General features: G+C 37.2%; 22 protein-coding genes. 13 read left to right on the top strand and 9 right to left on the bottom strand.

Annotated elements, in window-relative coordinates; genetic code table 11:
• Positions 1–166 precede the first annotated feature (166 nt).
• Positions 167–598, top strand: coding sequence for a DUF3597 domain-containing protein (locus tag GQ596_RS03490; RefSeq protein WP_160400299.1), 432 nt, complete (start codon positions 167–169; stop codon positions 596–598).
• A 58-nt stretch (positions 599–656) separates the two neighbouring features.
• On the opposite strand, the gene pth is transcribed toward GQ596_RS03490, so the two are convergent.
• Together pth and GQ596_RS03480 are read right to left on the bottom strand one after the other, a co-directional pair.
• Positions 657–1,244, bottom strand: a complete 588-nt coding sequence (gene pth, locus GQ596_RS03485; protein WP_160400298.1) for an aminoacyl-tRNA hydrolase — start codon at positions 1,242–1,244, stop codon at positions 657–659.
• Between the two features lie 75 nt (positions 1,245–1,319).
• Positions 1,320–2,267 (bottom strand): ribose-phosphate pyrophosphokinase, encoded by a 948-nt coding sequence (locus GQ596_RS03480; protein ID WP_160400297.1) that lies wholly within the window; start codon positions 2,265–2,267, stop codon positions 1,320–1,322.
• 263 nt (positions 2,268–2,530) lie between these two features.
• Here GQ596_RS03480 and trmB point away from each other — a divergent pair, with 263 nt between their 5' ends.
• From trmB to relA, 7 genes are all read left to right on the top strand, one after another.
• Complete coding sequence (gene trmB, locus GQ596_RS03475; protein WP_160400296.1) at positions 2,531–3,232, top strand: tRNA (guanosine(46)-N7)-methyltransferase TrmB; 702 nt, start codon at positions 2,531–2,533, stop codon at positions 3,230–3,232.
• 31 nt (positions 3,233–3,263) lie between these two features.
• On the top strand, positions 3,264–3,989 hold the full coding sequence (gene nfsA, locus GQ596_RS03470) for an oxygen-insensitive NADPH nitroreductase (RefSeq protein WP_160400295.1): 726 nt from the start codon (positions 3,264–3,266) through the stop codon (positions 3,987–3,989).
• Entirely contained in the window at positions 3,986–5,149 is a 1,164-nt protein-coding gene (locus tag GQ596_RS03465) for a histidine-type phosphatase (RefSeq protein WP_160400294.1), read from the top strand. Before nfsA ends, GQ596_RS03465 begins: the two co-directional genes overlap by 4 nt.
• A gap of 246 nt (positions 5,150–5,395) precedes the next feature.
• On the top strand, positions 5,396–6,412 hold the full coding sequence (gene galE, locus GQ596_RS03460; protein ID WP_160400293.1) for a UDP-glucose 4-epimerase GalE: 1,017 nt from the start codon (positions 5,396–5,398) through the stop codon (positions 6,410–6,412).
• Between the two features lie 493 nt (positions 6,413–6,905).
• The gene (gene coaD / locus GQ596_RS03455; protein WP_160400292.1) at positions 6,906–7,394 is read left to right on the top strand and encodes a pantetheine-phosphate adenylyltransferase; all 489 of its coding nucleotides are present in this window, start codon (positions 6,906–6,908) and stop codon (positions 7,392–7,394) included.
• An 18-nt stretch (positions 7,395–7,412) separates the two neighbouring features.
• Positions 7,413–8,750: a 23S rRNA (uracil(1939)-C(5))-methyltransferase RlmD gene (gene rlmD / locus GQ596_RS03450; RefSeq protein ID WP_160400291.1), complete on the top strand. Its 1,338-nt coding sequence runs from the start codon at positions 7,413–7,415 to the stop codon at positions 8,748–8,750.
• 3 nt (positions 8,751–8,753) lie between these two features.
• Positions 8,754–11,012, top strand: a complete 2,259-nt coding sequence (gene relA, locus GQ596_RS03445; RefSeq protein WP_160400290.1) for a GTP diphosphokinase — start codon at positions 8,754–8,756, stop codon at positions 11,010–11,012.
• A gap of 48 nt (positions 11,013–11,060) precedes the next feature.
• On the opposite strand, the gene folA is transcribed toward relA, so the two are convergent.
• Entirely contained in the window at positions 11,061–11,570 is a 510-nt protein-coding gene (gene folA / locus GQ596_RS03440) for a type 3 dihydrofolate reductase (protein ID WP_160400289.1), read from the bottom strand.
• 10 nt (positions 11,571–11,580) lie between these two features.
• On the bottom strand, positions 11,581–12,663 hold the full coding sequence (locus tag GQ596_RS03435) for an MJ1255/VC2487 family glycosyltransferase (protein WP_202113733.1): 1,083 nt from the start codon (positions 12,661–12,663) through the stop codon (positions 11,581–11,583).
• A 705-nt stretch (positions 12,664–13,368) separates the two neighbouring features.
• On the opposite strand from GQ596_RS03435, the gene GQ596_RS03430 reads away from it, so the two are divergent.
• The 4 genes from GQ596_RS03430 (at position 13,369) to mutT (ending at position 18,784) form a co-directional block, all read left to right on the top strand.
• Entirely contained in the window at positions 13,369–14,907 is a 1,539-nt protein-coding gene (locus GQ596_RS03430; RefSeq protein ID WP_160400288.1) for a multicopper oxidase family protein, read from the top strand.
• 203 nt (positions 14,908–15,110) lie between these two features.
• Positions 15,111–15,455: a hypothetical protein gene (locus tag GQ596_RS03425; protein WP_160400287.1), complete on the top strand. Its 345-nt coding sequence runs from the start codon at positions 15,111–15,113 to the stop codon at positions 15,453–15,455.
• 77 nt (positions 15,456–15,532) lie between these two features.
• Complete coding sequence (secA, locus tag GQ596_RS03420) at positions 15,533–18,262, top strand: preprotein translocase subunit SecA (protein ID WP_160400286.1); 2,730 nt, start codon at positions 15,533–15,535, stop codon at positions 18,260–18,262.
• Between the two features lie 117 nt (positions 18,263–18,379).
• Positions 18,380–18,784, top strand: coding sequence for an 8-oxo-dGTP diphosphatase MutT (gene mutT / locus GQ596_RS03415; RefSeq protein WP_065635591.1), 405 nt, complete (start codon positions 18,380–18,382; stop codon positions 18,782–18,784).
• 1,095 nt (positions 18,785–19,879) lie between these two features.
• Here mutT and GQ596_RS03410 read toward each other — a convergent pair.
• Both GQ596_RS03410 and GQ596_RS03405 read right to left on the bottom strand, forming a co-directional pair.
• The gene (locus GQ596_RS03410) at positions 19,880–20,425 is read right to left on the bottom strand and encodes a hypothetical protein (RefSeq protein ID WP_160400285.1); all 546 of its coding nucleotides are present in this window, start codon (positions 20,423–20,425) and stop codon (positions 19,880–19,882) included.
• Between the two features lie 235 nt (positions 20,426–20,660).
• Entirely contained in the window at positions 20,661–22,328 is a 1,668-nt protein-coding gene (locus GQ596_RS03405; protein WP_160400284.1) for a hypothetical protein, read from the bottom strand.
• A 566-nt stretch (positions 22,329–22,894) separates the two neighbouring features.
• Here GQ596_RS03405 and GQ596_RS03400 point away from each other — a divergent pair.
• Complete coding sequence (locus GQ596_RS03400; RefSeq protein ID WP_160400283.1) at positions 22,895–23,110, top strand: DUF4177 domain-containing protein; 216 nt, start codon at positions 22,895–22,897, stop codon at positions 23,108–23,110.
• 227 nt (positions 23,111–23,337) lie between these two features.
• Here GQ596_RS03400 and GQ596_RS03395 read toward each other — a convergent pair whose 3' ends face one another.
• From GQ596_RS03395 to zur, 3 genes are read right to left on the bottom strand one after another with little or no spacing between them, the layout of a single operon-like run.
• The gene (locus GQ596_RS03395) at positions 23,338–23,721 is read right to left on the bottom strand and encodes a multidrug efflux SMR transporter (RefSeq protein WP_160400282.1); all 384 of its coding nucleotides are present in this window, start codon (positions 23,719–23,721) and stop codon (positions 23,338–23,340) included.
• Positions 23,721–24,077, bottom strand: a complete 357-nt coding sequence (locus GQ596_RS03390) for an EamA family transporter (RefSeq protein WP_160400281.1) — start codon at positions 24,075–24,077, stop codon at positions 23,721–23,723. Before GQ596_RS03390 ends, GQ596_RS03395 begins: the two co-directional genes overlap by 1 nt.
• On the bottom strand, positions 24,065–24,499 hold the full coding sequence (gene zur, locus GQ596_RS03385; protein ID WP_160400280.1) for a zinc uptake transcriptional repressor Zur: 435 nt from the start codon (positions 24,497–24,499) through the stop codon (positions 24,065–24,067). Before zur ends, GQ596_RS03390 begins: the two co-directional genes overlap by 13 nt.

Raw genomic sequence — 24,499 nt, 5'->3', positions numbered from 1 at the left:
CTAACAAGAAGATAAGAGTCACAATAATAATTAATAAATATTACACGGTAATACATAAAATGCTATTGAAGAATAACTGCTTTGACATTTCTAATTTCTAGGCGTTATATATGTATTAGTTTCTACATCGAAATAGTTCAACAATTAAAACAGTGGAGAGTGTAATATGGGTATTTTAAATAATATTTTTTCAAAAGTATTTCCTAGCGCTCAAGCAGCAGTAGGCCATGCCGTTGATACAGTGAAAGATAAAGTTGAAAATATAACCAACTCAGTCAAAGATACAGTATCAAATGGTTCAGAGCAAGTTAAAGAAAAGGTAGAACAAAGCTCATCTGCAGCTAATGTTGATGTGACATCTATTCTTGATGGTTTAGCTAAAAAACATCCTGAGGTTCTCAACTGGAAAACATCTATCGTCGATTTATTGAAATTACTAGGCATTGATAGTAGTTTAGATGCGCGTAAAAAATTGGCTCATGAGCTAAATTATACTGGCAGTACTGATGATACCGCAGCCATGAATACATGGTTAATCAAAGAGGTGATGAAAAAAATAGCTGAAAAAGGTGGTAATGTTACTCATCTATTTTCTTAATATTAAAAACTAAAAGTAGAATAATCCACCTGATTTTCGGGTGGATTTTTTATATAAACTACGCCTTAAAAGCATGTAACTGATTCATCGCAGCTTCAATACCTTGAGAAAACAAAACATTAATAGATCGCACTGATTCGTCAATAGCTTTATCAATTAATTCTTGCTCTGGTTTAGAAGGTTTATTAAGTACATAACCAACAACTTTATTTTTATCGCCAGGATGGCCAATGCCAATTCTTAATCGATAAAAATTCAAATTATTGCCCAATTTATTGGCAATATCTTTTAGCCCATTATGGCCACCATGACTACCACCGAATTTAAACTTGGCTATACCAGGATTAAGATCTAACTCATCATGAACAACTAATATTTCTTCTGGTTTAATTTGGTAAAATGTTGCCATTGCCTGCACAGATTTGCCACTTAAATTCATGAATGTAGTTGGAACTAACAACCGCACATCATGGGCTAAAATATTAACTCTTGATGTATAACCAAAAAACTTAGGCTCATTTTTTAATGGTTGATTATAACGTTCAGCCAATTGTTCAACAAACCATGCACCTGCATTATGTCTTGTTGCAGCATATTCATTTCCTGGATTGGCAAGGCCTACAATAAGTTTTATCGTTGTTGTCATAATAATATGTTTATTGTTAAAGATTTTATTGCAAAAAAGCCCCTAAAAGGGGCATTTAAATCAATAATAAATAGATTATTGGTGAAACATTGCCGAAATTGATTCTTCGTTACTAATTCGACGAATAGCTTCAGCAAGCATGCCTGATAGCGTTAATTGACGCACATTTTTTAATGCTTTTACTTCCGGCGTTAATGGAATAGTGTCACAAACAACAATTTCATCAATAGAACAGTTTTTAATGTTACTAACTGCTTTACCTGAAAAAATTGGATGCGTTGCGTAGGCAAATACTCTTTTTGCTCCACGAGCTTTTAAAGCATCAGCGGCTTTACAAAGCGTTCCTGCTGTATCGATCATATCATCAACTAAAATACAATCTCTATCAGCAACATCTCCAATGATATTCATTACTTCTGCTTCATTAGCACGCTGACGACGTTTATCAATAATCGCCATATCTGTGTCATTAAGAAGTTTGGCTATCGCACGAGCACGTACTACACCACCAATATCAGGAGAGACTACAATTGGTCTCTCAAAATCACGCTGTAACATATCTTCTAAGATCACAGGACTTGCAAATACATTATCCACAGGAACATCAAAAAAGCCCTGAATTTGTTCAGCATGGAGATCAACGGTTAATACCCTATCAACACCAACTGTTGATAAAAAGTCAGCAACAACCTTAGCAGTAATAGGCACACGAGCAGAACGAACTCGACGATCTTGTCTTGCATAACCAAAATAAGGAATAACGGCAGTAATACGACCAGCAGATGCACGGCGCATCGCATCGATCATTACAAGCAATTCCATCAAATTATCGTTAGTCGGAGCACAGGTTGATTGAATAATAAAAACATCTTCACCACGGACATTTTCATTGATTTGGACATTAACTTCACCATCACTAAAACGGCTTACGACAATGTCGCCAAGAGAGGTATAAAGACGATTAGCTATACGTTTTGCTAGCTCCGGTGTGGCATTGCCAGCAAAAAGCTTCATATCAGGCACGAGAAATCCTCAAGCATGTTATCATGATTACTTATAAGTAATCGGTTAAATCGGGGTGACAATTATATAATCATTTACAGATTATGCTCAACAACATTATAGAAATTTATTAAAAATATTTTACATGTATCACAATAATAAATAGAAAATAAACAGATAATATGTTTTTTTGAAGTGGCACAAAAATCGGGTAAACTACTATTCATTATTAGCTATAGTAAACAATTAATTTCACAGATTATTAAACATAAACAGATAACACAATGAACGAACAATTAAAAACTAATGACCCAAATACCAACCCTAAAAGAACCATTCGTAGTTTTGTTTTAAGGCAAGGTCGTTTAACCAAAGGACAAGAGCAAGCATTAATCAATTTATGGCCTATATTTGGTATTGAATATAATGCAAATTCTCCTATTACTTTTGACACTAACACACCAGCAGTGCTAGAAATCGGTTTTGGTATGGGAGCTTCGCTAATTGAAATGGCAAAAAATGCACCTAATAAAAATTTTTTAGGCATTGAAGTACACAAACCAGGGGTTGGCGCTTGTTTAATGGCAATTGAAGAAAACCAATTATCAAACTTAAAAGTAATGTGTCATGATGCAGTGGAAGTATTAGAAAACATGATTCCTAATCATTCACTAGATAAAGTACAAATCTTTTTCCCTGATCCTTGGCATAAGGCAAGACATAACAAGCGTAGAATTATTCAGCCAAAATTTGTGCAATTAATTTACAAAAAATTAAAATTGGGCGGCGTTTTACATCTTGCAACAGATTGGCAACATTACGCAGAACATATGTTAGAGGTTTTAACCCAAGCTGAAGGATTTGAAAATTTATCACCAACGGGAGATTACATACCAAGACCTGATGATAGACCGATTACGAAATTTGAAAAACGAGGGCAAAATCTAGGTCATGGCGTATGGGATTTACAATTTATAAAAAAATAATGGATAAATAACAATCTATTAAGGAGCCATTATGCAAAATGAAATAATTGATTTGATTTGTCGCCACCGTTCTATTCGAGCTTATAAATCAACCCCGTTAACACAGGTACAAATAGAATCTATTATTCAAGCCGCACAATCGGCTTCTAGTTCCAATTTTTTACAATGCACGACAATTATTCGTATTACCGATACAAGTATACGAAAACAACTTGCTCACTATGCAGGCGATCAAAGCTACATAAATCAAGCCCCCGAATTTTGGGTATTTTGTGCTGATTTTAACAGACATTATCAGATTGAACCTAGCATACCACTTGAAAAAGCAGAACAACTTTTAGTCGGTTGTATTGATACAGCAATTATGGCACAAAATACGGTAATTGCAGCGGAATCTTTAGGTTTAGGTACTGTATATATAGGTGGATTACGCAATAATATCGATAAAGTAACTGAATTACTAACGCTACCTAAATATGTTATTCCACTTTTTGGGCTTTGCATTGGTTATCCAGATCAAAATCCTGAAATAAAACCACGATTGCCAAAAGAACTCGTCTTTTTTGAAAATAATTATCAACCGATTAATCATGCGCTACTTGCACAATATGATACTCAAATGAATACTTATTATCGGCAACGCAGTACTCATCCCAAAGCTGGTGGTTGGAGTGACAAAATCGCTCATACCATTATTAAAGGCCAGCGCAGTTTTATTTTAGATTATCTACATAAACAAGGTTGGATCAAAAAATGATAAATAGGCACTACCAATTAGATAAAGTGGTTATATTAAGTCGTCATGGTATTCGCACACCGTTACAAAATACACTTGAGTTTCTTGAACAAGCGACACCTTTTAAATGGCCTAAATGGCGACATCCTTATGGTTATTTAACAACCCGAGGGGGTGCTTTAGAAGTCTATTTTGGACACTATTTATCACAATGGCTTGAAACTCATAATATTAAACCATCGCTAACTACCCCAAAAATATTTGTTTATGCTAATAGCCTACAACGAACTGTCGCAACCGCACAATTTATTATCGCTGGTGCTTATGCAGGTTATGATATAGCAATTAACCACAAATACCCAATCGAAAAGATGGATCCTATTTTTGATCCCAGCCTAAGGGATGATTCACCAGAACTAAAACAAGCGGTATTACATGACATTGAACAAACCAATCAAGCAGAGTCCATTTTTAAAAATTTAGCACCCGCTTATGAAATTTTATCAGATATTTTAGATTATCGACATTCAACGTTATATGCTAAACACCAATGCCCATTAGCTGATATTCCGCTTAAGCTTTATATGGAAAAAAATGAAGAGCCGGCATTACTTGGCGCACTAGCGATAGGCGCATCAGCAGTTGATGCCTTTTTATTACAATATTATTCAGCATTTCCTAAAGAACATATTGCATGGGGTAGAATAAATGACTTAGCGCAGTGGCAACAAATTGTTCAGCTTCGTAATCAATATGTTAATTTGATATGCCACACTAAAACACTGGCAAAACATTCGGCTACCCCCATCATCAATACTATAGACAGTCTTATGCAACAAGATAATACAGTGAACTTACTTGTAGGGCACGATAGCACAATTGCATCATTGCTAGGGGCATTAGAGTTTGAAACTTATCAACTACCAAAACAATTTGAAAGCACACCAATTGGTGGAAAAGTCGCTTTACAACGTTTTCGACACTTATCTACTGGAGAATACTTTTTTAAGGCTGAATATATTTATCAAAGCTTTGAACAACTCCATAACGGACACGTTCTTGATGTTGATAACCCACCAGAACATTATCAACTTCAACTAAAAAATTCGGCTATCAATAGTGATGGTTATCATAATTGGTCAGATTTTGAAAAACGAATAAAATCTTTCAAAATTAACTAATTAACAGTTAAATTATCAATATTACTTGAAATTAAAGCAGTAGTTGAAAATAAATCGAAGCAATAAATTGGGTTTTATATTTATGTCCATATTGGCAGGCTTAATGTATATTAAAATAGGTTTTTGATTTTTTTAATCATTATCATGGCATAAACCATACCTATGGATACATAACGATAGTAAAAATGCTACAGATTAACGGACAATCACATTATTACAACTATTATTAAAAAACGAAGGTTTATTATGAAAATATTAGTAACGGGAGGCTGTGGATATATAGGTAGTCACACCTGTGTCCAATTAATTCAATCAGGTTATACACCAATTGTGATTGATAATTTATTTAATAGCAAAGCATCAGTATTAGATAGAATACAAAAAATTACAGGAAAAAAAGTTGAATTCTACCAAGGTGATGTTTGTGATGCGCAATTATTGGCAAAGATCTTTGCTGAACATAGCATTAGCGCAGTTATTCACTTTGCAGGACTTAAAGCCGTCGGAGAATCAGTACATAAACCCCTTGAATATTATGAAAATAATGTTTACGGCAGTATTGTACTAATGAAAGCAATGCGCAATGCAGGCGTTAAACAGTTAGTATTTAGCTCATCAGCAACAGTTTACGGTGAGCTTGCGCCAGTTCCTTATGTTGAAACATTACCGCAAGGTTTACCAACTAGCCCATATGGTAAAAGTAAGTTAATGGTTGAACAATGCATTATGGATTTAGCGATTGCTGAACCTGATTGGTCATTAACTTTACTTCGTTATTTTAATCCCGTTGGGGCTCATCCTAGTGGTTTAATGGGCGAAGATCCACTTGGTATTCCCAATAATCTTATGCCATATATCACACAAGTTGCTGTTGGCAAACGTGAATCATTAGCCGTTTTTGGTAATGACTATCCAACAACAGATGGAACTTGTGTTCGTGATTTTATCCATGTTGTTGATTTGGCTGATGGACATATTGCCGCACTCAAAGCCGATCATAACCAACATGGCGTACATATTTACAATTTAGGTTCAGGTGTTGGTTACAGTGTATTACAAGTTATCACCGCTTTTGAAAAAGCATCAGGAAAACCACTCAATTGGCACTTTGCGCCAAGACGTGCAGGGGATTTACCCGCTTTTTGGGCTGATGCAAAAAAAGCTGAACAAAAATTGGGTTGGAAAACCAAACTAACACTAGATGATATGGTAAAAGACTCATGGAATTGGCAATCAAATAACCCTCAAGGTTATCCTGATTAAATGATATAAATCAATAAATTTAGCAAGATCAAAAAAGTAAAATGGCGAATTTTGACCTTGCTTATCATCCTCATCGGCGCTGTAACACACTAACTAGCCAAGGGGGGTTAGCCTTACCACACCAAGCTAAACAACCTTGGCAAGGTCAATAAGGCTAGCTATTTTAGATACAAAATACAAAAAGAACTAGTCGAGTTATCTGTTTTTTACCTAATCATAATAAAACATTACCAAAACTTAATTTAACCCTATTGAATAAATTACTAGCGGTTAAAATCATCAAAAAAACACCAAACAAAAAAGTTCAATAAAATCAATACCTTTCCTGACTAATTTTTTATGTAACTGTTTTTATATAATCAATTTTTTCATAAAAATCTTTAAAAAGTAGGCGTTTAAAAACAAAACAATGCGGAATTTATAAGGTTGAACTAACATTCATTTATAAAATTAGGTATCATATAAAAATCAAACCTAATGGATAACATCACTCATGAAAAGTAAAGCTTTAACCGCAATATTTCCTGGCACGTTCGATCCCATCACGAATGGGCATATCGATCTTATTGCTCGTGCTTCGTTACTCTTTCCTCGCTTGATTATTGCCGTTGCTGAAAATCCTAATAAAAATACACTTTTTACATTAGAAAAACGAGTTAACTTAGCTTCAACTGCTGTTGAACATTTACTTAACGTTGAAGTTATTGGTTTTAACAATTTAATGGCCAATTTTGCGTTGGCACACAATGCCACGGTTATCGTTCGTGGCGTACGCACCACAAATGACTTTGAATATGAACGACAACTGGCTGAAATGAATCGCGCGTTAAAATCAGATTTAGATACGATATTTTTAATGCCATCAATCGCAATGGGATTTATTTCATCAACAATAGTTAAGGATGTTGCTTACCATGGTGGTGACATTTCAAACTTAGTTCCTTTGCATGTACAAACAGAACTATTAAAGCGCTTAGCTTAACATAAATTTAAAACGTATATGGTTAATTTTTATACTCCACAGAAAAAGAAGCTCAAACCACAAAAATTGACAGTAACAGTCTCATCCTTAGATACCTTTGGACAGGGTGTTGCCAATCATAACGGTAAAACAATTTTTGTTAAATCAGCCTTACCTAATGAAACCGTTGATATTGATGTAACTGAAAATAAAAAAAATTATGCTAAAGCCAAAGTTATTAAATATCATAATTTAAGTAAAGACCGTGTTAAACCACAATGTGAATATTATCAAAAATGTGGTGGTTGTGAATTGCAACATATTTCGCCCCTTTTGCAACAACAAGCAAAGTATGATGCATTAATCAAACTGTTACAAAAAGAAACAGGACAACCATTAACCCATATTACTCAAAATACCCCCCTCATTATTGCCGATCAGCCTTACCACTATCGTCGACGGGCGAGACTTTCGATCAATATTGTAAAAGGCGAATTGGTGATTGGGTTCCGTCAAGCTGAATCAAACCAAATAACCAATATTAAGCATTGTCCTGTATTAGTTGTTGAGTTAGATTCCTTGCTAGCCCCCTTACAAAACGTACTAAACCGTATCAAACAGAAAAAAGCGCTTGGTCATATTGAATTAATTTCGGTCGATAGTGGCATAATTATCGTCTTAAGACACACCATGCCATTAACCGATCATGATAGCAATTTATTAAAACAATTCGCTGAAGATAACAATATTTCACTTTATTTTCATGGCAAAGATTTAGTGCATATTACAGGTAATACTGAACATTTTTATTTAATTAATAATCTAAAATTAACGTTTAGTCCTCTCGATTTTATTCAAGTAAATTGTAAAATAAATCAAAAAATGATTAATCAAGCGCTTGAGTGGCTAACGTTAAAGTCAACAGATCAAGTTTTAGATCTTTTTTGTGGTATGGGTAATTTTTCATTACCGATGGCAACATTATGTAAAACTGTAACGGGGGTTGAAGGCGTTGATGCACTGGTTGCAAAAGCGAAATTAAATATTCTATTAAATAATACAAAAATTTGTGCTGAAACCAATTTTTTAACTAGCAACTTAGATGATAACCAACAATTTTCAATATGGTGTCAATCACAATTTAATAAGGTATTATTAGATCCTGCAAGAGCAGGAGCGCTTAATGCAACAATAGAAATTGCAAAATTGGCCCCGACAAAAATTGTTTATATATCGTGTAATCCTGCAACTATTGCCCGAGATAGCAAACAGCTTATCCAAGCAGGATACCAAATAGAGCAAGTTGCAATTTTAGATATGTTTCCACAAACTAAGCACATTGAATCAATGTTGTTGTTAACGAAATCAGGAACATAAATTATGGTATCGATTAGAGGCGCACACCAACATAGCGAAGAACATTATCCACTTACCCAGTTTGATGTTGAACGATGGGCAAAACAAGAATTATTACTAACTAACCCCGCATCTTATACAAAATTTAGAGAAGTCTGGGACTTCTGTTTTGAAAGTAGCGCAGGTGAAGCAGAGCAAGTCTATTGTTTCCAAAATTCAATAGAAATGGTTGAGATATTAACGACACTTAATATGGACATCAATAGCTTATGTGCGGCTTTATTACTTCCTTTTGTTGATAGTAAAATAATTCGCCGAGAAGATATTCCTGAAGATTTCGACCGTGAAATTTCTCATATCATTTCTAGCATTGTCAGAATGAAAGAAATCCGTCAACTCCGCGCAATTCGTAATGGCAGTGCAACCACTGAACAAATTGATAGTATTCGCCGCATGTTATTGGCAATGGCAAATGACTTCCGCAGTGTTATTATAAAATTGGCTGAACGTATTACCTATTTGCGCAATTTAATCAATGCACCGCAAGAAGAACAGGTGCTAGCAGCTAAAGAGTGTTTTAACATCTATGCACCTTTAGCCAATCGCTTAGGTATAGGGCAATTAAAATGGGAGCTAGAGGATTTTTGCTTCCGCTATTTACACCCTAATGAATATCACTTTATTGCTAAAAAATTACAAGAAAAGCGATTAGATCGTGAACTATATATCAACCAATTTGTTCGCCATTTACAGAATCTAATGAATCAAGATCACGTTCGTGCCGAAGTTTATGGTCGCCCTAAACATATTTACAGTATATGGCGAAAAATGGAACGTAAACACCTTAAGTTCGAAGAACTCTATGATATTCGAGCAGTGCGTATTATCAGCGATAGTATTGAAGATTGTTATAATGCATTAGGTATTGTGCACAGTCATTATAAACATATCGCTAAAGAATTTGATGATTATGTTGCTAACCCTAAACCGAATGGTTATCAATCGATCCATACGGTTGTTTATGGTCCGCAAGATAAAACAATCGAAATTCAAATCCGTACTGAACAAATGCACAATGATGCTGAACTAGGCGTTGCCGCTCATTGGAAGTATAAAGAAGGCAGTACTGACAAAATGACCGCCTATGATCAGCGAATCTCTTGGCTGCGTAAATTATTAACATGGCAACAAGAAATGTCAGAAAGTGGCGAAATCCAAGAAGCTGTCCGTAGTCAAATTTTTGATGACCGAGTCTATGTATTTACGCCTAAAGGTGATGTAGTTGACTTACCAGCCGGTTCAACACCGCTTGATTTTGCTTACCATATCCACAGCGATGTTGGACACCGTTGTATTGGTGCGAAAGTAAGTGGACGAATTGTACCATTTACCTACCGTTTAAAAATGGGTGATCAAATCGAAGTTATTACCCAAAAACAGCCCAACCCAAGCCGTGATTGGTTAAATCCTAACACAGGATTTGTAAACAGTAGCCGAGCCAGAGCTAAAATTCAAACTTGGTTTAAAAAACAAGATCGACATAAAAATATCGCCGCCGGTCAACAAATTTTAGAGCATGAGCTTGAACCATTAAATATTAGTATAAAAAGTGTTGAAAAGATCTTAATCAACAAATATAACGCGCATTCGTTTGACGAAGTACTTGCGGGTATTGGTAGTGGTGATGTAAGAATTAATCAATTAATTAACTTCATCAATGCACAATTTAATAAACCCACAGCAGAAGAAGCTGACGAAGCAGTATTAAAACAAATTGCTCAAAAATCAAACACACAAACTAAAAACACCAATAAAACTAATAATAAAAAAGGAAGTGAAATTATTATTGAGGGTGTGGGCAATTTAATGTACACCATTGCAAACTGCTGTCGCCCTATTCCTGGTGATCCCATCGCTGGATTTGTTACCCAAGGACGAGGGATCTCAATTCATCGCGCTGATTGTGAACAGTTACAAGAGCTTAAAAATCATGCTCCTGAGCGTATTACCCATGCCGTTTGGAGTGATAATACCCTTTCAAGCTACACCATGGTAGTGCAAATTATTGCAAACGATCGAAGTGGTTTATTACGAGATATCACGACAATTTTAGCTAATGAAAAGGTAAATGTTCTAGGACTAATTAGTCGCTCAGATACGAAACAACAACTAGCAACAATCGATGTTGATATGGAAATATTTGACCAAGACTCGTTAAATCGAGTACTCAATAAAATCAAACAACTGCCAGATGTTGTTGAAGCAAAACGTTTTCAAGGCTAATAAAAAATCGCCACTTTTATAAAATTAGTGGCGATTTAATTACAATACTTAACCTTTAGGCTTTCTTTCTAAAATTTCAAATCGACATAAATAACGATTTTTATCATCGGGTTGATGACTTTCTTGATGAATAACTTGCCACTGTTCAGGCAAATAATCAGGAAAATAAGTATCGCCCTGCAATTTAGCATCGATATGAGTCAAATAAAGCCGATCGACTAAAGGTAATGCCTGATGATAAATATTCCCACCACCAATAATAAACGCCTCATCAACATGCTGTGTTTGTGCCAACAATATGGCTGCATCTATCGATTGTACCCAACTCACGTTTGGAACTAAATTAGCTTCTGGCGAAGCTTGCCTTGAAATAATAATATTGTGCCGAGCAGGTAACGGACGTCCAATAGACTCAAATGTCTTTCGCCCCATAATAACAGGTTTATTAAGCGTATTTTTTTTAAACCATGCCAAATCTGCGGGTAAATGCCAAGGCATTTGATTATCTAAGCCAATTACACGGTTATCAGCCATGGCTACAATAATACTTAATATCATATTCGTTCCTTTACACATATCCTAAAGATTTTATTTTCTGATTAACATTGTCAGGAAAGATAGTTTGGCTCCAAAGTCGCTCACTTAAAGAAAGCAATGATTCTTTTTGACCGGCAACAATCCAATTAGCGAGCTCAGTTGCTACATCGGGATAGATTATCGGTTTTGGGGACGGCGACTCTAACCAATATTTAAGTTTGATACAGTTCAAATTTTCCATCACAGTGGCCATATCAAGAGATTGCAAACATTGTGCATTATAAATTTGCTCAAATTGCCCCGAAACTGGTTTAGTAAGAATCTTTTTACCAAGCGTTAATGCTTCAGAAATCAATGCAAAACCTGTATTTGAAATAATACCAGAACAACTCACTAACGCTTTGGTAAAATTATCACGACCAAGGGGCTGAAAATGAATATTGCCTTGTTGTGATTCTAACTTTATATCAGGATGAAAACAGATAAATTGATGAGTTTGGAATTGTTTTAACATCGCAATGATTTTATCTAAGCTCTCAAATGGCAAATAAACCACAATATTGCCATCTTCTGTTGGTATTGCTTGGAATGAATCGATCATTGGTGGTAACAACTTATGCCCAAAATGAAACCAGTGTAGACCAATTGGCTTAGTAACAGGCGCATAATATTTCATAATAACATTAGCGACTAATCCATATTCTTTAGGTTTCAGATATTGACACACAGCTTGATTGCTTATACCCAAACATTCACGATGCTGATGATGGGCAGCCCAAGCGCTAACGGGTTCAAAATCACTAATAATACAATCGTATGCTGACAAATTCAGCTCTCGTACATCTTTAATAAGCCGAAATGCACGGATCCTTTGTGCAGTCTTGCGAAAATTAATTTTACCATTAAGTGTAGCAAAAGTGACACCGCGATAAGTCTTATAATCGCCAAAATCTTGCATATCAAAATAGTCTTTAGGGTCACGACCACTAAAAATATAATCAACATCAGCTCCGGCCTTTTTCAGTGCTTTAGCTAAAGTTCTACAACGACTGACATGGCCATTTCCTGTTCCTTGAACACCAAAAAGAATCTTCATATCAATATTATTTGTCAATTATTATTGATAAATATCATACCAGAACACTTTATAATTATCTTATTTTTTTGCCACATAAACTTAAAATTTTAGCATTGCTTAATCTTAATATTGATAGATAAATCGACAAACCGACACAATTAAATTAAACTAGTGACATTAAAGTGATGTTCAAACTTTAAGTAGAACAGTTATTTATTTTACGAAAATAGTGAGAGCTCAAGTGCCCATAAACCTTAAAAATAAATCAATTTGCTTAATAGTTGTATTGGCGTCAATACTATTTTGGTTTATTTACTCTTCATGGCACTTATCTAATTTATCATTATCATCGCCTTTAACTTGTCATACTGCTTGTTCCTCGTCTGTAGTAACGACCAAACACACATCCCTTTCTCACCAACAAGATTTGATTTTGCAAAAAAAACCAGTTATATCGGCTTGTGCTTTATTTTATCAATGTTCAACATGCAGTATTTTAGATTCTAATTTCCCTCTAAAACTTTATATCTCGTCTGGCAGTGAACGATATCTGCCTATAAAGCCTATTCCACAATATAACGAATTTGTTCCAGAGTTAAGACCACCGCAAACTGTTTAATTGGTTTATGTAAATAAAAGCAGTAAGTAACACAACACACAATCACCGAAATGATGTTGATATTTGTTTTATCAACATAATCATTAGGTTATTGTTAAACTTAACTATTTTCGAGGAATATTATGAAACGTCGAAATTTTTTGATGAATATTACCGCGGCTATCGGTGGACTGGTCGCAACTAAAGCTATAGCCAAAATAGATCACAACAACATGCATAACATGGTGTGCGATATTAATTCTGATGAATGTCAAAACGGGGATGGTACGCACCAACACATGAGCATGAATAACAATCAAATGCCACAAAAACTCCTACCGACTTCAGCACTACCACAAGGAATGGATTTACCAACCTTGACCAACTTAAAAAATGACAGCAACCAAAAAGGATTTTTTGAAGCAACATTACATCTAAAACCAACAAAAATAGCCTTAACTCCGAATTTAATCACGGAATTTTGGACCTATAATGGAATGACACCCGGTCCTAAAATCGAAGTATTTGAAGAAGATCATGTCAAAATCACTGTAAAAAATGAACTAACTCAACCAACGACAGTTCATTGGCATGGTTTGCTCATTCCATCCGATCAAGACGGCAACCCACAAAACGAAATTCCAGCAGGAGGCAGTCGAACTTATGAATTTACCATTCCTAAAGGTACTGCAGGCACTTATTGGTACCATCCTCACGGGCACAATACAGTAGCCGAACAAGTTTATCGCGGTTTAGCCGGCACATTTATTGTTCGCAGCAAACACGATCCACTAACATCAATCCCTGAACAAAATTGGTTCTTTTCGGATCTAAAATTAACCGACAAAGGTCAAATTGCTGATAACTCAATGGTCGATTGGATGAATGGACGTGAAGGCCAATTTGTATTGATCAACGGCAGTTACCGACCAAAAATCAAAATAGATTCAGCCACACGTATCCGAGTATGGAATGCGTGTTCAGGTCGATATCTTAATCTTTCTATCCCTAATTGCGATGTCTACTTAGTGGGCACTGATGGCGGACTATTAGCAAAACCTTATCTACTGACCAAACCCTTATTATTAACACCCGCTGAACGTGCTGAATTAGTCATCATGCCAAAACAAACTGGTACTGTCTATCTGCAATCAATCGGATACGATCGCAATAAAATGGGCAATGTACCACCAGAACAAGATATAATACTGGGCGAGTTAGTACTGACTAAATCCGATCCGATCACCTTACCAAACACATTAAACCAACTACCTAACATGGGGCCGGCTGTCGCCCATAAATTACTGGAATACACCGAAGTAATGGACATGAAACAGCCACATGGTGGTATGTTGTTTTTAATTAATGGTAAACGTCATGATATGTCGCGAATTGATCTAAAAAGCAAAATTCACGATATTGAAGAATGGACAATATTCAATAACTCCCATATGGATCACAACTTCCACATCCATGGCGCACAGTTTATTGTACAAACACACGAATTAAATGGTAAAAAAACTCAGCCAGACTATATTGCCTTAAAAGATACCATTAATTTACGACCACACGAAAAACTCACCATCAAAATACAGCAAAACCTTCCTGGGCTTCGCATGTATCACTGTCACATTATTGAACATGAAACACTCGGCATGATGGGGCAATTAATGGTGGAATAATATTCCCCCCTACTTTCTTTCCTTAATTCAACGCTTAATATGATTGGATTAAGGGAAGATAAATGAACAAAAACTCGCTCACTATTACCTAAAAAGAGCGAGTTTTAATAAGCCTATCCACTTATTAAAATTCCTTTTATTAAATTATTCCCCTTGTAATAAAGGTTTTTTATTTTGCTAAAAAATGCTAAAATGCGCGGATTATGATCGTCATTAATTATTGGCAAAAACTCAGCAAACGGTTGATTATCAAAACCGCTTTATCGCACTTATTATTAGGTGTGATTGCTGCTGGATTTGGTTTATGTCAAAACGAAGCGCTGCCGTCAGAATCGGATGTTTCTCAAAGTGGAATCATGACAATTACATCAATTGTACAAGATCACCAAGAAACAGCCCCAAAACAGTCACAAACGCTAGCACATACCCAAAAACAGCATATTACAGCATTTTTAATAACGCCTAATTATGATGATCTTTCCCCTAGCAAAGCAATCCGACTATCTCCTTACAACGGCATACGCGCTGGGCCAAAAACGACCTGTTAGAATTTACACTCAAATAAAACTAATTTTTATACAAGGCGAATGCCTTAAAATCCGTATTAAAAAACAAGAGAAAAGTTATGTTATTAAAGTTATTAACAAAAGTATTTGGTAGCCGCAATGAGCGCGTATTAAAAAACATGCGTAAGCGAGTAGAAAGAATCAACGCCCTTGAACCTGCAATGGAAGCATTATCAGATGCTGAGCTTAGAGCCAAAACCACAGAATTCCAACAAAAGATTGCAGAAGGAACTCAATTAGACGATATTTTAGAAGAAGCCTTTGCCGTAGTACGTGAAGCAAGTAAACGTGTATTTGGTATGCGTCATTTTGATGTACAGCTAATCGGCGGTATGGTATTGAACGAACGTTGCATTGCTGAAATGCGTACTGGTGAAGGTAAAACCTTAACAGCAACATTACCAGCTTATTTAAATGCTTTAACAGGCAAAGGGGTACATGTCATTACCGTTAATGACTATTTAGCACAACGCGATGCTGAAAATAACCGCCCGTTATTCGAATTTTTAGGGTTAACCGTTGGCATCAACCTACCAAACATGCCGCCACACGAAAAACGTGATGCCTACAATGCTGATATCACCTATGGTACCAACAACGAATATGGCTTTGATTACCTACGTGATAACATGGTATTTAACAAAGAATCACGCGTACAGCGCCCACTACATTACGCTTTAGTCGATGAGGTTGACTCAATTCTTATTGACGAAGCCAGAACACCACTGATCATTTCAGGACAAGCTGAAGACAGCTCAGACAAATACATTAGTGTCGACAAAATAATTCCACACCTAGTTCGACAAGAAAAAGAAGATTCTGAACAATTTCAAGGCGATGGCGACTTTTCGATTGACGAAAAATCTCGTCAAGTTAACTTAACAGAGCGTGGATTAATTAAAGTTGAAGAATTGCTCATAAAACAAGGCATCATGAAAGGTGAAGAATCACTTTATGCACCAAGCAACATCGTATTAATGCATCATGTCAATGCCGCCCTACGCGCCCATCACCTATTCCACCGAGACGTTGATTATATTGTTAAAGACAATGAAATTATCATTGTTGACGAACATACTGGCCGGACCATGGATGGTCGTCGTTGGTCTGATGGCTTACACCAAGCGGTTGAAGCCAAAGAGCACGTTAAAATCCAAAACGAAAACCAAACACTGGCTTCAATCACCTTCCAAAACTATTTCCGCTTATACGAAAAACTAGCTGGAATGACAGGTACAGCAGATACTGAAGCATTTGAGTTTAACCAAATTTATGGTTTAGATACCATCGTTATCCCAACCAATCGCCCAATGCAACGAAAAGATCAATCCGATCTTGTCTACATGACCGAAAAAGAAAAAATCAATGCAATTGTGGCTGATGTACAGGAATGTGTAAAACGCGGACAACCTGTCCTTGTTGGTACCGCCTCGATCGAAAAATCAGAGCTCGTATCGCAAGCGTTCAAAAAAGCAGGCATTAAACACAATGTTTTAAATGCTAAATTTCACGCTCAAGAAGCTGAAATTATTGCTAATGCCGGCAGCAAAGGCGCAGTCACCATTGCCACCAATATGGCTGGGCGTGGTACCGACATTATGCTAGGCGGAAACTGGCAAAACGAAATAGCAAAACTAGAAAACCCAACGCCAGAAGACATTGAAAAAGCCAAACAAGCTTGGCAAGCAAGACATGAAGAAGTGATTGCACTAGGTGGGTTATATATTTTAGGTACTGAGCGTCATGAATCACGTCGTATCGACAACCAATTGCGTGGTCGTGCTGGCCGTCAAGGTGACCCTGGGGCTTCACGTTTTTACCTATCGCTTGAAGATCCATTAATGCGAATCTTTGCATCAGACCGCATTGGCGGCATGATGCGCAAACTAGGCATGAAAGAAGGCGAAGCCATTGAACACCCATGGGTAACCAAAGCCATTGCCAACGCACAAAAGAAAGTTGAAAGTCGTAACTTTGATATTCGTAAACAACTTCTAGAATATGACGATGTTGCCAACGATCAACGTAAAGTAATCTACCAAGAGCGAAACGGATTACTTGATAACAGCGACATAAAAGAGACCATAGACTCGATCCGAGGTGATGTATTTAACGCCTTAATCGACCAATACATTCCACCACAATCGATTGAAGAAATGTGGGATATTCCGGGGCTAGAATCGGCACTAAAAACAGACTTTGACTTAGATTTACCTATAGCAAAATGGTTAGATGAAGAGCAAAATCTGCATGAAGAAACCCTGCGTGAACGTATTTTACAAATGGCGCAAGACCGATACCTAGAAAAAGAAAACACCGCAGGCGCTGAAGCATTTAGACATTTTGAAAAAAGCGTCATGCTACAAACCCTTGATACACTATGGAAAGAGCATTTAGCCTCGATGGATTACTTACGCCAAGGTATCCACTTACGCGGTTACGCACAAAAAGATCCAAAACAAGAATATAAACGAGAATCATTTAATATGTTTGCTAGCATGTTAGAATCGTTAAAATATGATGTTATTGGTATTTTAAGCCGTGTACAAATTCGCTCACAAGAAGAAGTCGACGAAGCAGAACGCCAACGCCTTGCCGAAATGGAAAAATTAATGGCTAAACAGCAAGCTAACCATGAATCACTAGCAGGCATGAGTGGTGAAAGTGAAGCGCAGCCAACTGGAGCGCCACAACCCATGGTGCGAGCACAAGCCAAAGTAGGACGCAACGATCCATGTCCTTGCGGTTCAGGTAAAAAATATAAACATTGTCATGGCGCTGTTAATTAAGACAAAAATTTAGTATTATCAAATAAATTGATGTTTAAATCACCGATGAAAGTCGGTGATTTAATAAAAAGGAAAAATGCTCTCTTTCCCTAAATTTATAGATAAACAGACAGGATTATGAAAAAACATACTGAAATTGCTGTAGGTATTATTCGTTCACAAAATTGTCAAATTTTTATTACCCAACGCGGTGAAGATTCTCATCTTGCTGGTTTTTGGGAATTCCCCGGAGGGAAAATAGAAGCCCACGAAACCCCATATCAAACCTTACAACGAGAAATCGCCGAAGAAGTTGACATCCATATTCATCAAGCCCAGTTTTTAAAAGTTTTTGAACACAGTTATGAAGACCGAGATATCACCATTCATGCCTATTTGGTTGAAGAGTGGGATGGTGTGCCATTTGCGAAAGAAGGGCAACCAAGCCGTTGGGTTGATCAAGAAGAGCTAAATGCTGATGAATTTCCTGATGCCAATAGGCCGATTATTGAGATGCTAAAAAATTTAGATAAGCAGATATAGAGGGTTATTTTGTTTTTTTGAAAAAACAAAAACTTTAATAAAATCAATATCTTTTCTGACTGATTTTTTAGTAGAAAATCAGTTTTTTGTTTTGGTGAATATAATAAATTGGGTGCGGTGGTTTCGGACGTTTGAACTTTGGTGATAAAAATAGCTATCGTGACCACGTCCGAGTCAGGGAATTAAAGCGAATTCCCTGACAACCCACGCTTTGGCTGCATAATGTGGCCTTCGGCTACCCTCCGCCGTCGCTCGGTCTTAACGCACCGGCTATGATTCGCTCCCGGCGAAGCATAGCCTCGCCAAACGTCCTGTTTGGCGTGCTAACCTCGCTCTGTTGTCGGCACATTCTGACGCCGTAACAAGACAACAACATAACCCTAACTGTTTTTTGAGGTTGTTTTTGTTTGATAAAAATGCCTTATAAAAACTTTAATAAAATCAGTACCTTTCCTGACCGATTTTTTTGCCGTTAAATGCTGTTATCCTGAGTGTGCTTTTATTGGTTTTGTGGTTTATTAGTTGTTGGTGTTTAACGCTAGTTATGCAAGTGGTTGATTTTGTTTGAAAAGAGTTAAACAAAAACATCAATAAAATCAATACCTTTTCTGACCGTTTTTTTGGAGTTTTTGCGTTTTTTTTATAAAAAAGTGACTCATAAAAGCCACTCAAGATTATGTTGTTGTCTTGTTACGGCGTCAGAATGTGCCGACAACAGAGCGAGGTTAGCACGCCAAACAGGGATGTTTGGCGAGTTTGTGGCGCGCTTGGAGCGCTTCCACAAACGGTGCGTTAAGACCGAGCGTCGGCGTCGGGTAGCCGAAGGCCACATTCTGTAGCCAAAGCGTGGGATTGCAAAGGGAATTCGCTTTAATTCCCTTTGCTCGGACGTGGTCACTGTGGCTATTTTATTCGCAAAAAGTCAAAACGTCCGAAACCACCGCACCTAATCCATTCTATGCACCAACAAAAAAAGACATTATTTTAATAAAAAATCGGTCAGGAAAGGTATTGATTTTATTGAAGTTTTTTCTTGATGTGTTTTTAGCAAAAACACACCCAAAACAATAGCCCCATCGGGCACCGTGTGCGCTGCTATTGGCTGAAATAGTTTTTTAACTCTTGAATAAATGCACTATCCACAATCGGGGGATATTTGTTAGGTTGCCATGATGATAAAAACAGCAAATGTTGTAATGTTAATGTTTTGTTTATGTTGCTCAGTGCGGTTTCGGCTATTGGCTCGGAGTCTGTGAAAATCGATGACTGCGGTGCAGTCACTTCGTTTGTATGAGTGGTGGTTTGCTGTGGTTGGTTTTGTTGGGCTTTTCTTTTTTGGTATAAGTGGCACTGCTGTTGATACCAAGCTTGATAGCCACTTAAATCGTAGTCGCCAAGTAACTTATATCCATAAACAGTCAGTACTGCGTTAGGAACCCGTTTATTGATGACACTTACTGGAAATCCTCCATGTATAATCACTCGGTCGAGCTTTTTTACGTGATCGATTAACGGTTTTAGGTTAAACCCCAATAGCTGATTCAGCACATAAAATGATTGGTTATAGGCCTTTAAAAAAAGACCTTCCTTCAAAAGACTAATCGGGGTTTCACTTAATGCCAGTTTTTCCTCAATTTTCATTGTATGACACCTTATTATTTGCTCCAATTATTGCCCCTGAGGGCCGCCAACCACGCCTTCGGCGCCTTCGGTCGGACTGCGGTTTTTTGACCTTCTGTCATGAAACCGCTGAGTCCGCAGGCTTTGCCTGCTCAAAGCCCCAACTTACGCAGGGGCTTGATTCTTTTTTATATTATCCCCTCAGGCACCATAATCGCCCCCCGCGCCCTAAGGATTAAGAACTAAACGCTAAAAGCTAAGGTGCGGTACAAACAGCGTAATAGCTGCTGCTGGCTCGGACGCTGTAGACGTTGCCGTTGTACGAGGAGACAGTGAACTGGTCGCTACCCGTTGCGTCGCTCGTCCAGGAGTAGTGGCTGACGAAGCCCGCAGCAGCGTAGTGGCTCATGTAGCCCCACTCCGTGAAAAATCCTGCCCCTATGTGACGCTTGTAAGCATTATCACTAGACGACGGCGTAGCGCCTACTGCTCCTTGACAATAACTTCCACTCCACTGCCCAGAACAAACCGCATTGGTTAAATCCCTTACCCGTGGCATACGATAACCCAAACTATTACACCACGCTAATTGGTCTCTATAAGGTTTATATTCATAACCACGACTGACGAACCACTGCCTCAACACAAAGCCATAACGAACCTCATTACCACTTCTATCCCTTCCGACCAACTCGAAGGTCTGTGGCAAAGATGGACGTGTAAGTGGACTAGGATTACCTGAGCTTATTTGACTACCACTTGCCCTAGGACCATGCAACGTTACCCGTGCTACCCGTTTCCCTCTATCAACACTAGGAATCCATCTATCATTAGGTGTAACATTTGTCACCGTAGCCGTTATTCCACCATGAGTGACCGGAGACCAAGTTAACTGAGCTACATCTAACCCCCCTACATCCAAATCAAAATACAAACCATTTCCACCCGTAGTTGGGAAGTTTCGATCGTAAGATGATGGGCTTGTTGATTGAGTTAGAAAGCCCTTAGCGGGAGACCATATGTTAGCAGGACCTGCAAAGTAGGGGCGGTCTAAATCTAAATCGCCCGATGGATAGGTAACATTAACACCAGTGCCGCCCATGTACAAATTCGGCCTGACCGAACAAATACCAGTATACTCATATGGGTTGATATAATAATCCACCGTAGCACCACTGAAACTACTACTCCTTGGGACCCCATACTGCGTGCTTAATGTGCCACCTGTACTTGTTAAAGTTACCTTATAAGGTGCACTACATAGACTTAATGCATCAGTACGATTAACCGTAGTACCGTTTTTATCCCTAAACGCCACCGATATACTCCCCGATGCCGTTACTCCACCTACTCCCTGTCCGTCTCCATCATCATCACCCCAATAACCCTGACTGACCAAATCATTCATCGTGATTGAACTCCTTGATGGCGGTACTATCGTCTCTATATGACTTAAATTACTCCCCACATATGGCAACCTGATTGGATTGCTTGGTGTTGATGGATTGGTTGACCTTGTGTATACCGTTCCATCCTGCAACTTTATTGACAATAAACGGTCTGTATTCGTTAATTTAGTCTGCCCATTATCAAACGTTAAATACGGCGCACTCCCCTCGATAGCCCTTGATGTATAAGCCGTTAACGCCTCTGTATCCTGCGTATATGACAATAACAACAATGGCGCAAAAAACAGTGCCGATTTAGACAATAATGACGGTTTGAATAGCAATGGCGGTTTTAATAACCACTTGGATATCGGCGATAATTTTGCCGAAAATATGGCCGATGACGGCGTCGATTTCGCTACGCGAAATGACTTCGGTGATGAAAATAACTGTGGCGCTCTATTTTGACCACTGTGCGAATCAATAAGATTTAGGGCATAGGTTTGGCAGGCCAGATGCCAGATGCCAGATGCCAACCATGGTAATGCATTTTTATTTCCCTGTCAAGTAATTTATTGTTTTTTCTCGATTTTTCTATCCGTTCGCTTTGTTTTTGAGCGATTCCCTGCTTGAATAAGCCTTAAAATTATAGCTTGATGGCGAATAATCTGCCACTTTTTTTGTTAATTTATTGTAAAGATTTGTTAGAAGGTTGAGTGCGTTGCTTTGGATTTTTGGGGAGTGGCGGTTTTTACGGTTTTTTGGACGGTCGTTTTTAGTCGCTGTTTTAGGTAGCGGTTTTTAATCGCGATTTTGGTAAAAAACACCTCAAAAAAAACTTCAATAAAATCAATACCTTTCCTGACCGTTTTTTTGGGGTGATGTTATTAAATGATAATATCTATGTGCTTTGTCAATTGCTCAAAAACTATTTTTAAATTAGTTAACAATAAACGGCGTAAAAAATGGATTAAAACATCTATTTTTTAAAAATTTATTAAGAAGTTGAGAATAAGAGGCTAAAAAGTATATAATGCCGCCTATTTTTGATGGTGCTTACCATTGAGAATGATGTTAATAAAAAATTAAGGAACTAATTATTATGAAAGAATATAAGGTTATTGTTTTTCAAGAAGGTGCTTTGTCTTCATTGCTTTTGGGTAATGCTAATGTTAATGAAGTTAAATTTACAGAAGCGTTAAATAAGAATGCAGAACAGGGTTGGCGAGTTGTCACGATGGAAAAAGATATGCGTCGCTTATTTTTATTTTGGAAAAGAGAAGCTTATTTAGTGGTACTTGAACGAGAACGAAACTAAATAAAACTGAATTCGCTTATCTATTTTTGTATCTAATTTATCTAACAAAGCAAAAATAGATAAGGGATGTCTGATAGTTAATTTGGCAGTTGCTATAGTGATTTATTAAGTAGGGTCATTAGCTTAGTCAACTCAACGTTCCTCCTCCCTTTTTTATACATAAAATAATATTGCTTATTTTTTGCAATTAAACATAAGTTTCAATACAAAAAGTTAAAAGCGAGAAACTAAGATTTATGCTGTAATCTTTGTTCAGCCAAAGCAAGAAAGACAATGCCAATAATAATACATAATGCCCCTAATAGCCGAGCTATGGTGATTTGTTCTTCAAAAACAATTACCGATACCAGCATAACAGTAACTACCTGTAAATGAGATGCCGCAAATGCAGGACCAACTGGAGCTTTTTTTAATAATACCATCCATGTGATAAACGCCCCTGTATAGCCCAACATGACTAAGTAAGCCCAACCATAAGAAAATATGCGCACTAGCCAATCAAAACTGATTTCAAACGGTAGGGCCGATAGTGCAGTTAATTTAAAGCTAGTTTGCCCAAAAGTATCAAAAAATAGTAGTAAGATAAAACCGATAATGTAAAACTTTTTCATTAAGTTAGCCCCACTAATACTACGCCAGTTGTAATAAAAAGTATCCCTACAATACGAAATAAGGTAAGGTGCTCTTTAAATAGGATGCGCCCTGCTAGCATAACTGTAATGATGTTAAATGATCCTAATAAGATGCCTGCCGATAAAGACACTTCGCTTAAAAATGCTAGCCAAAATATAAAGCCAAGAAAGTAAGAGCCAAAACCAATCCAAAGCCAAATATTGGCAAATAATCTTTGCCAATAATGTAAGCCTTGTTTGTTTTTAGAGGTGATCGCCGCATACTTAAACGCTATTTGCCCGATCGTGTCGCAGGTAAGGTTAATGAGCCAAAGCGCAATAATTAAGGTTGACACTGCTGACAAAGTCCATGTATTTCAAGCACACTGTGCTTTATTAAGTATTGATTGTGGTGTGCGAGTTGTTTTAGCTGTTCTTCGATTTGTTCAGAATGTTTTTCAATAATTTGTTGGCATTTATCACAAATAAATAAAATGGAAATATGTTCAGGATCTTGAAAATGTGGACAGATGATATAGCTATTAGAAGATTCCACTTTGTGGATAAAGCCTTGCTCAAGCAAAAACTCAAGCGCACGATAAATTGTCGGTGGTTTGGCTTGTGGCTCACTGGCTTTGAGTAGATCTAAAAGATCATACGCACTCATCGCTTTATTAGCCGTTAACATAATGTCTAAAACGGTTCGGCGTTGCGTTGTCAGTTTAATGCCACGCTTTTTGCATAAAGTTTCAATTTTTTCAATTAGTAGATTATGCAT

The sequence above is a fragment of the Gilliamella sp. Pra-s60 genome (assembly GCF_009795755.1).
Taxonomy (GTDB): domain Bacteria; phylum Pseudomonadota; class Gammaproteobacteria; order Enterobacterales; family Orbaceae; genus Gilliamella.
The sequence above is the reverse complement of the archived record's forward strand: the minus strand, read 5'-3'. Positions and strand labels throughout refer to the sequence as shown.

Bases quoted from the DNA above. Each gene is read 5' to 3' on its own strand.
- GQ596_RS03490 (WP_160400299.1), top strand. From the start codon at position 167: ATGGGTATTTTAAATAATATTTTTTCAAAAGTATTTCCTAGCGCTCAA.
- pth (WP_160400298.1), bottom strand. From the start codon at position 1,244: ATGACAACAACGATAAAACTTATTGTAGGCCTTGCCAATCCAGGAAAT.
- trmB (WP_160400296.1), top strand. From the start codon at position 2,531: ATGAACGAACAATTAAAAACTAATGACCCAAATACCAACCCTAAAAGA.
- nfsA (WP_160400295.1), top strand. From the start codon at position 3,264: ATGCAAAATGAAATAATTGATTTGATTTGTCGCCACCGTTCTATTCGA.
- GQ596_RS03465 (WP_160400294.1), top strand. From the start codon at position 3,986: ATGATAAATAGGCACTACCAATTAGATAAAGTGGTTATATTAAGTCGT.
- galE (WP_160400293.1), top strand. From the start codon at position 5,396: ATGAAAATATTAGTAACGGGAGGCTGTGGATATATAGGTAGTCACACC.
- coaD (WP_160400292.1), top strand. From the start codon at position 6,906: ATGAAAAGTAAAGCTTTAACCGCAATATTTCCTGGCACGTTCGATCCC.
- rlmD (WP_160400291.1), top strand. From the start codon at position 7,413: ATGGTTAATTTTTATACTCCACAGAAAAAGAAGCTCAAACCACAAAAA.
- relA (WP_160400290.1), top strand. From the start codon at position 8,754: ATGGTATCGATTAGAGGCGCACACCAACATAGCGAAGAACATTATCCA.
- folA (WP_160400289.1), bottom strand. From the start codon at position 11,570: ATGATATTAAGTATTATTGTAGCCATGGCTGATAACCGTGTAATTGGC.
- GQ596_RS03430 (WP_160400288.1), top strand. From the start codon at position 13,369: ATGAAACGTCGAAATTTTTTGATGAATATTACCGCGGCTATCGGTGGA.
- GQ596_RS03425 (WP_160400287.1), top strand. From the start codon at position 15,111: ATGATCGTCATTAATTATTGGCAAAAACTCAGCAAACGGTTGATTATC.
- secA (WP_160400286.1), top strand. From the start codon at position 15,533: ATGTTATTAAAGTTATTAACAAAAGTATTTGGTAGCCGCAATGAGCGC.
- mutT (WP_065635591.1), top strand. From the start codon at position 18,380: ATGAAAAAACATACTGAAATTGCTGTAGGTATTATTCGTTCACAAAAT.
- GQ596_RS03410 (WP_160400285.1), bottom strand. From the start codon at position 20,425: ATGAAAATTGAGGAAAAACTGGCATTAAGTGAAACCCCGATTAGTCTT.
- GQ596_RS03400 (WP_160400283.1), top strand. From the start codon at position 22,895: ATGAAAGAATATAAGGTTATTGTTTTTCAAGAAGGTGCTTTGTCTTCA.
- GQ596_RS03395 (WP_160400282.1), bottom strand. From the start codon at position 23,721: ATGAAAAAGTTTTACATTATCGGTTTTATCTTACTACTATTTTTTGAT.
- zur (WP_160400280.1), bottom strand. From the start codon at position 24,499: ATGCATAATCTACTAATTGAAAAAATTGAAACTTTATGCAAAAAGCGT.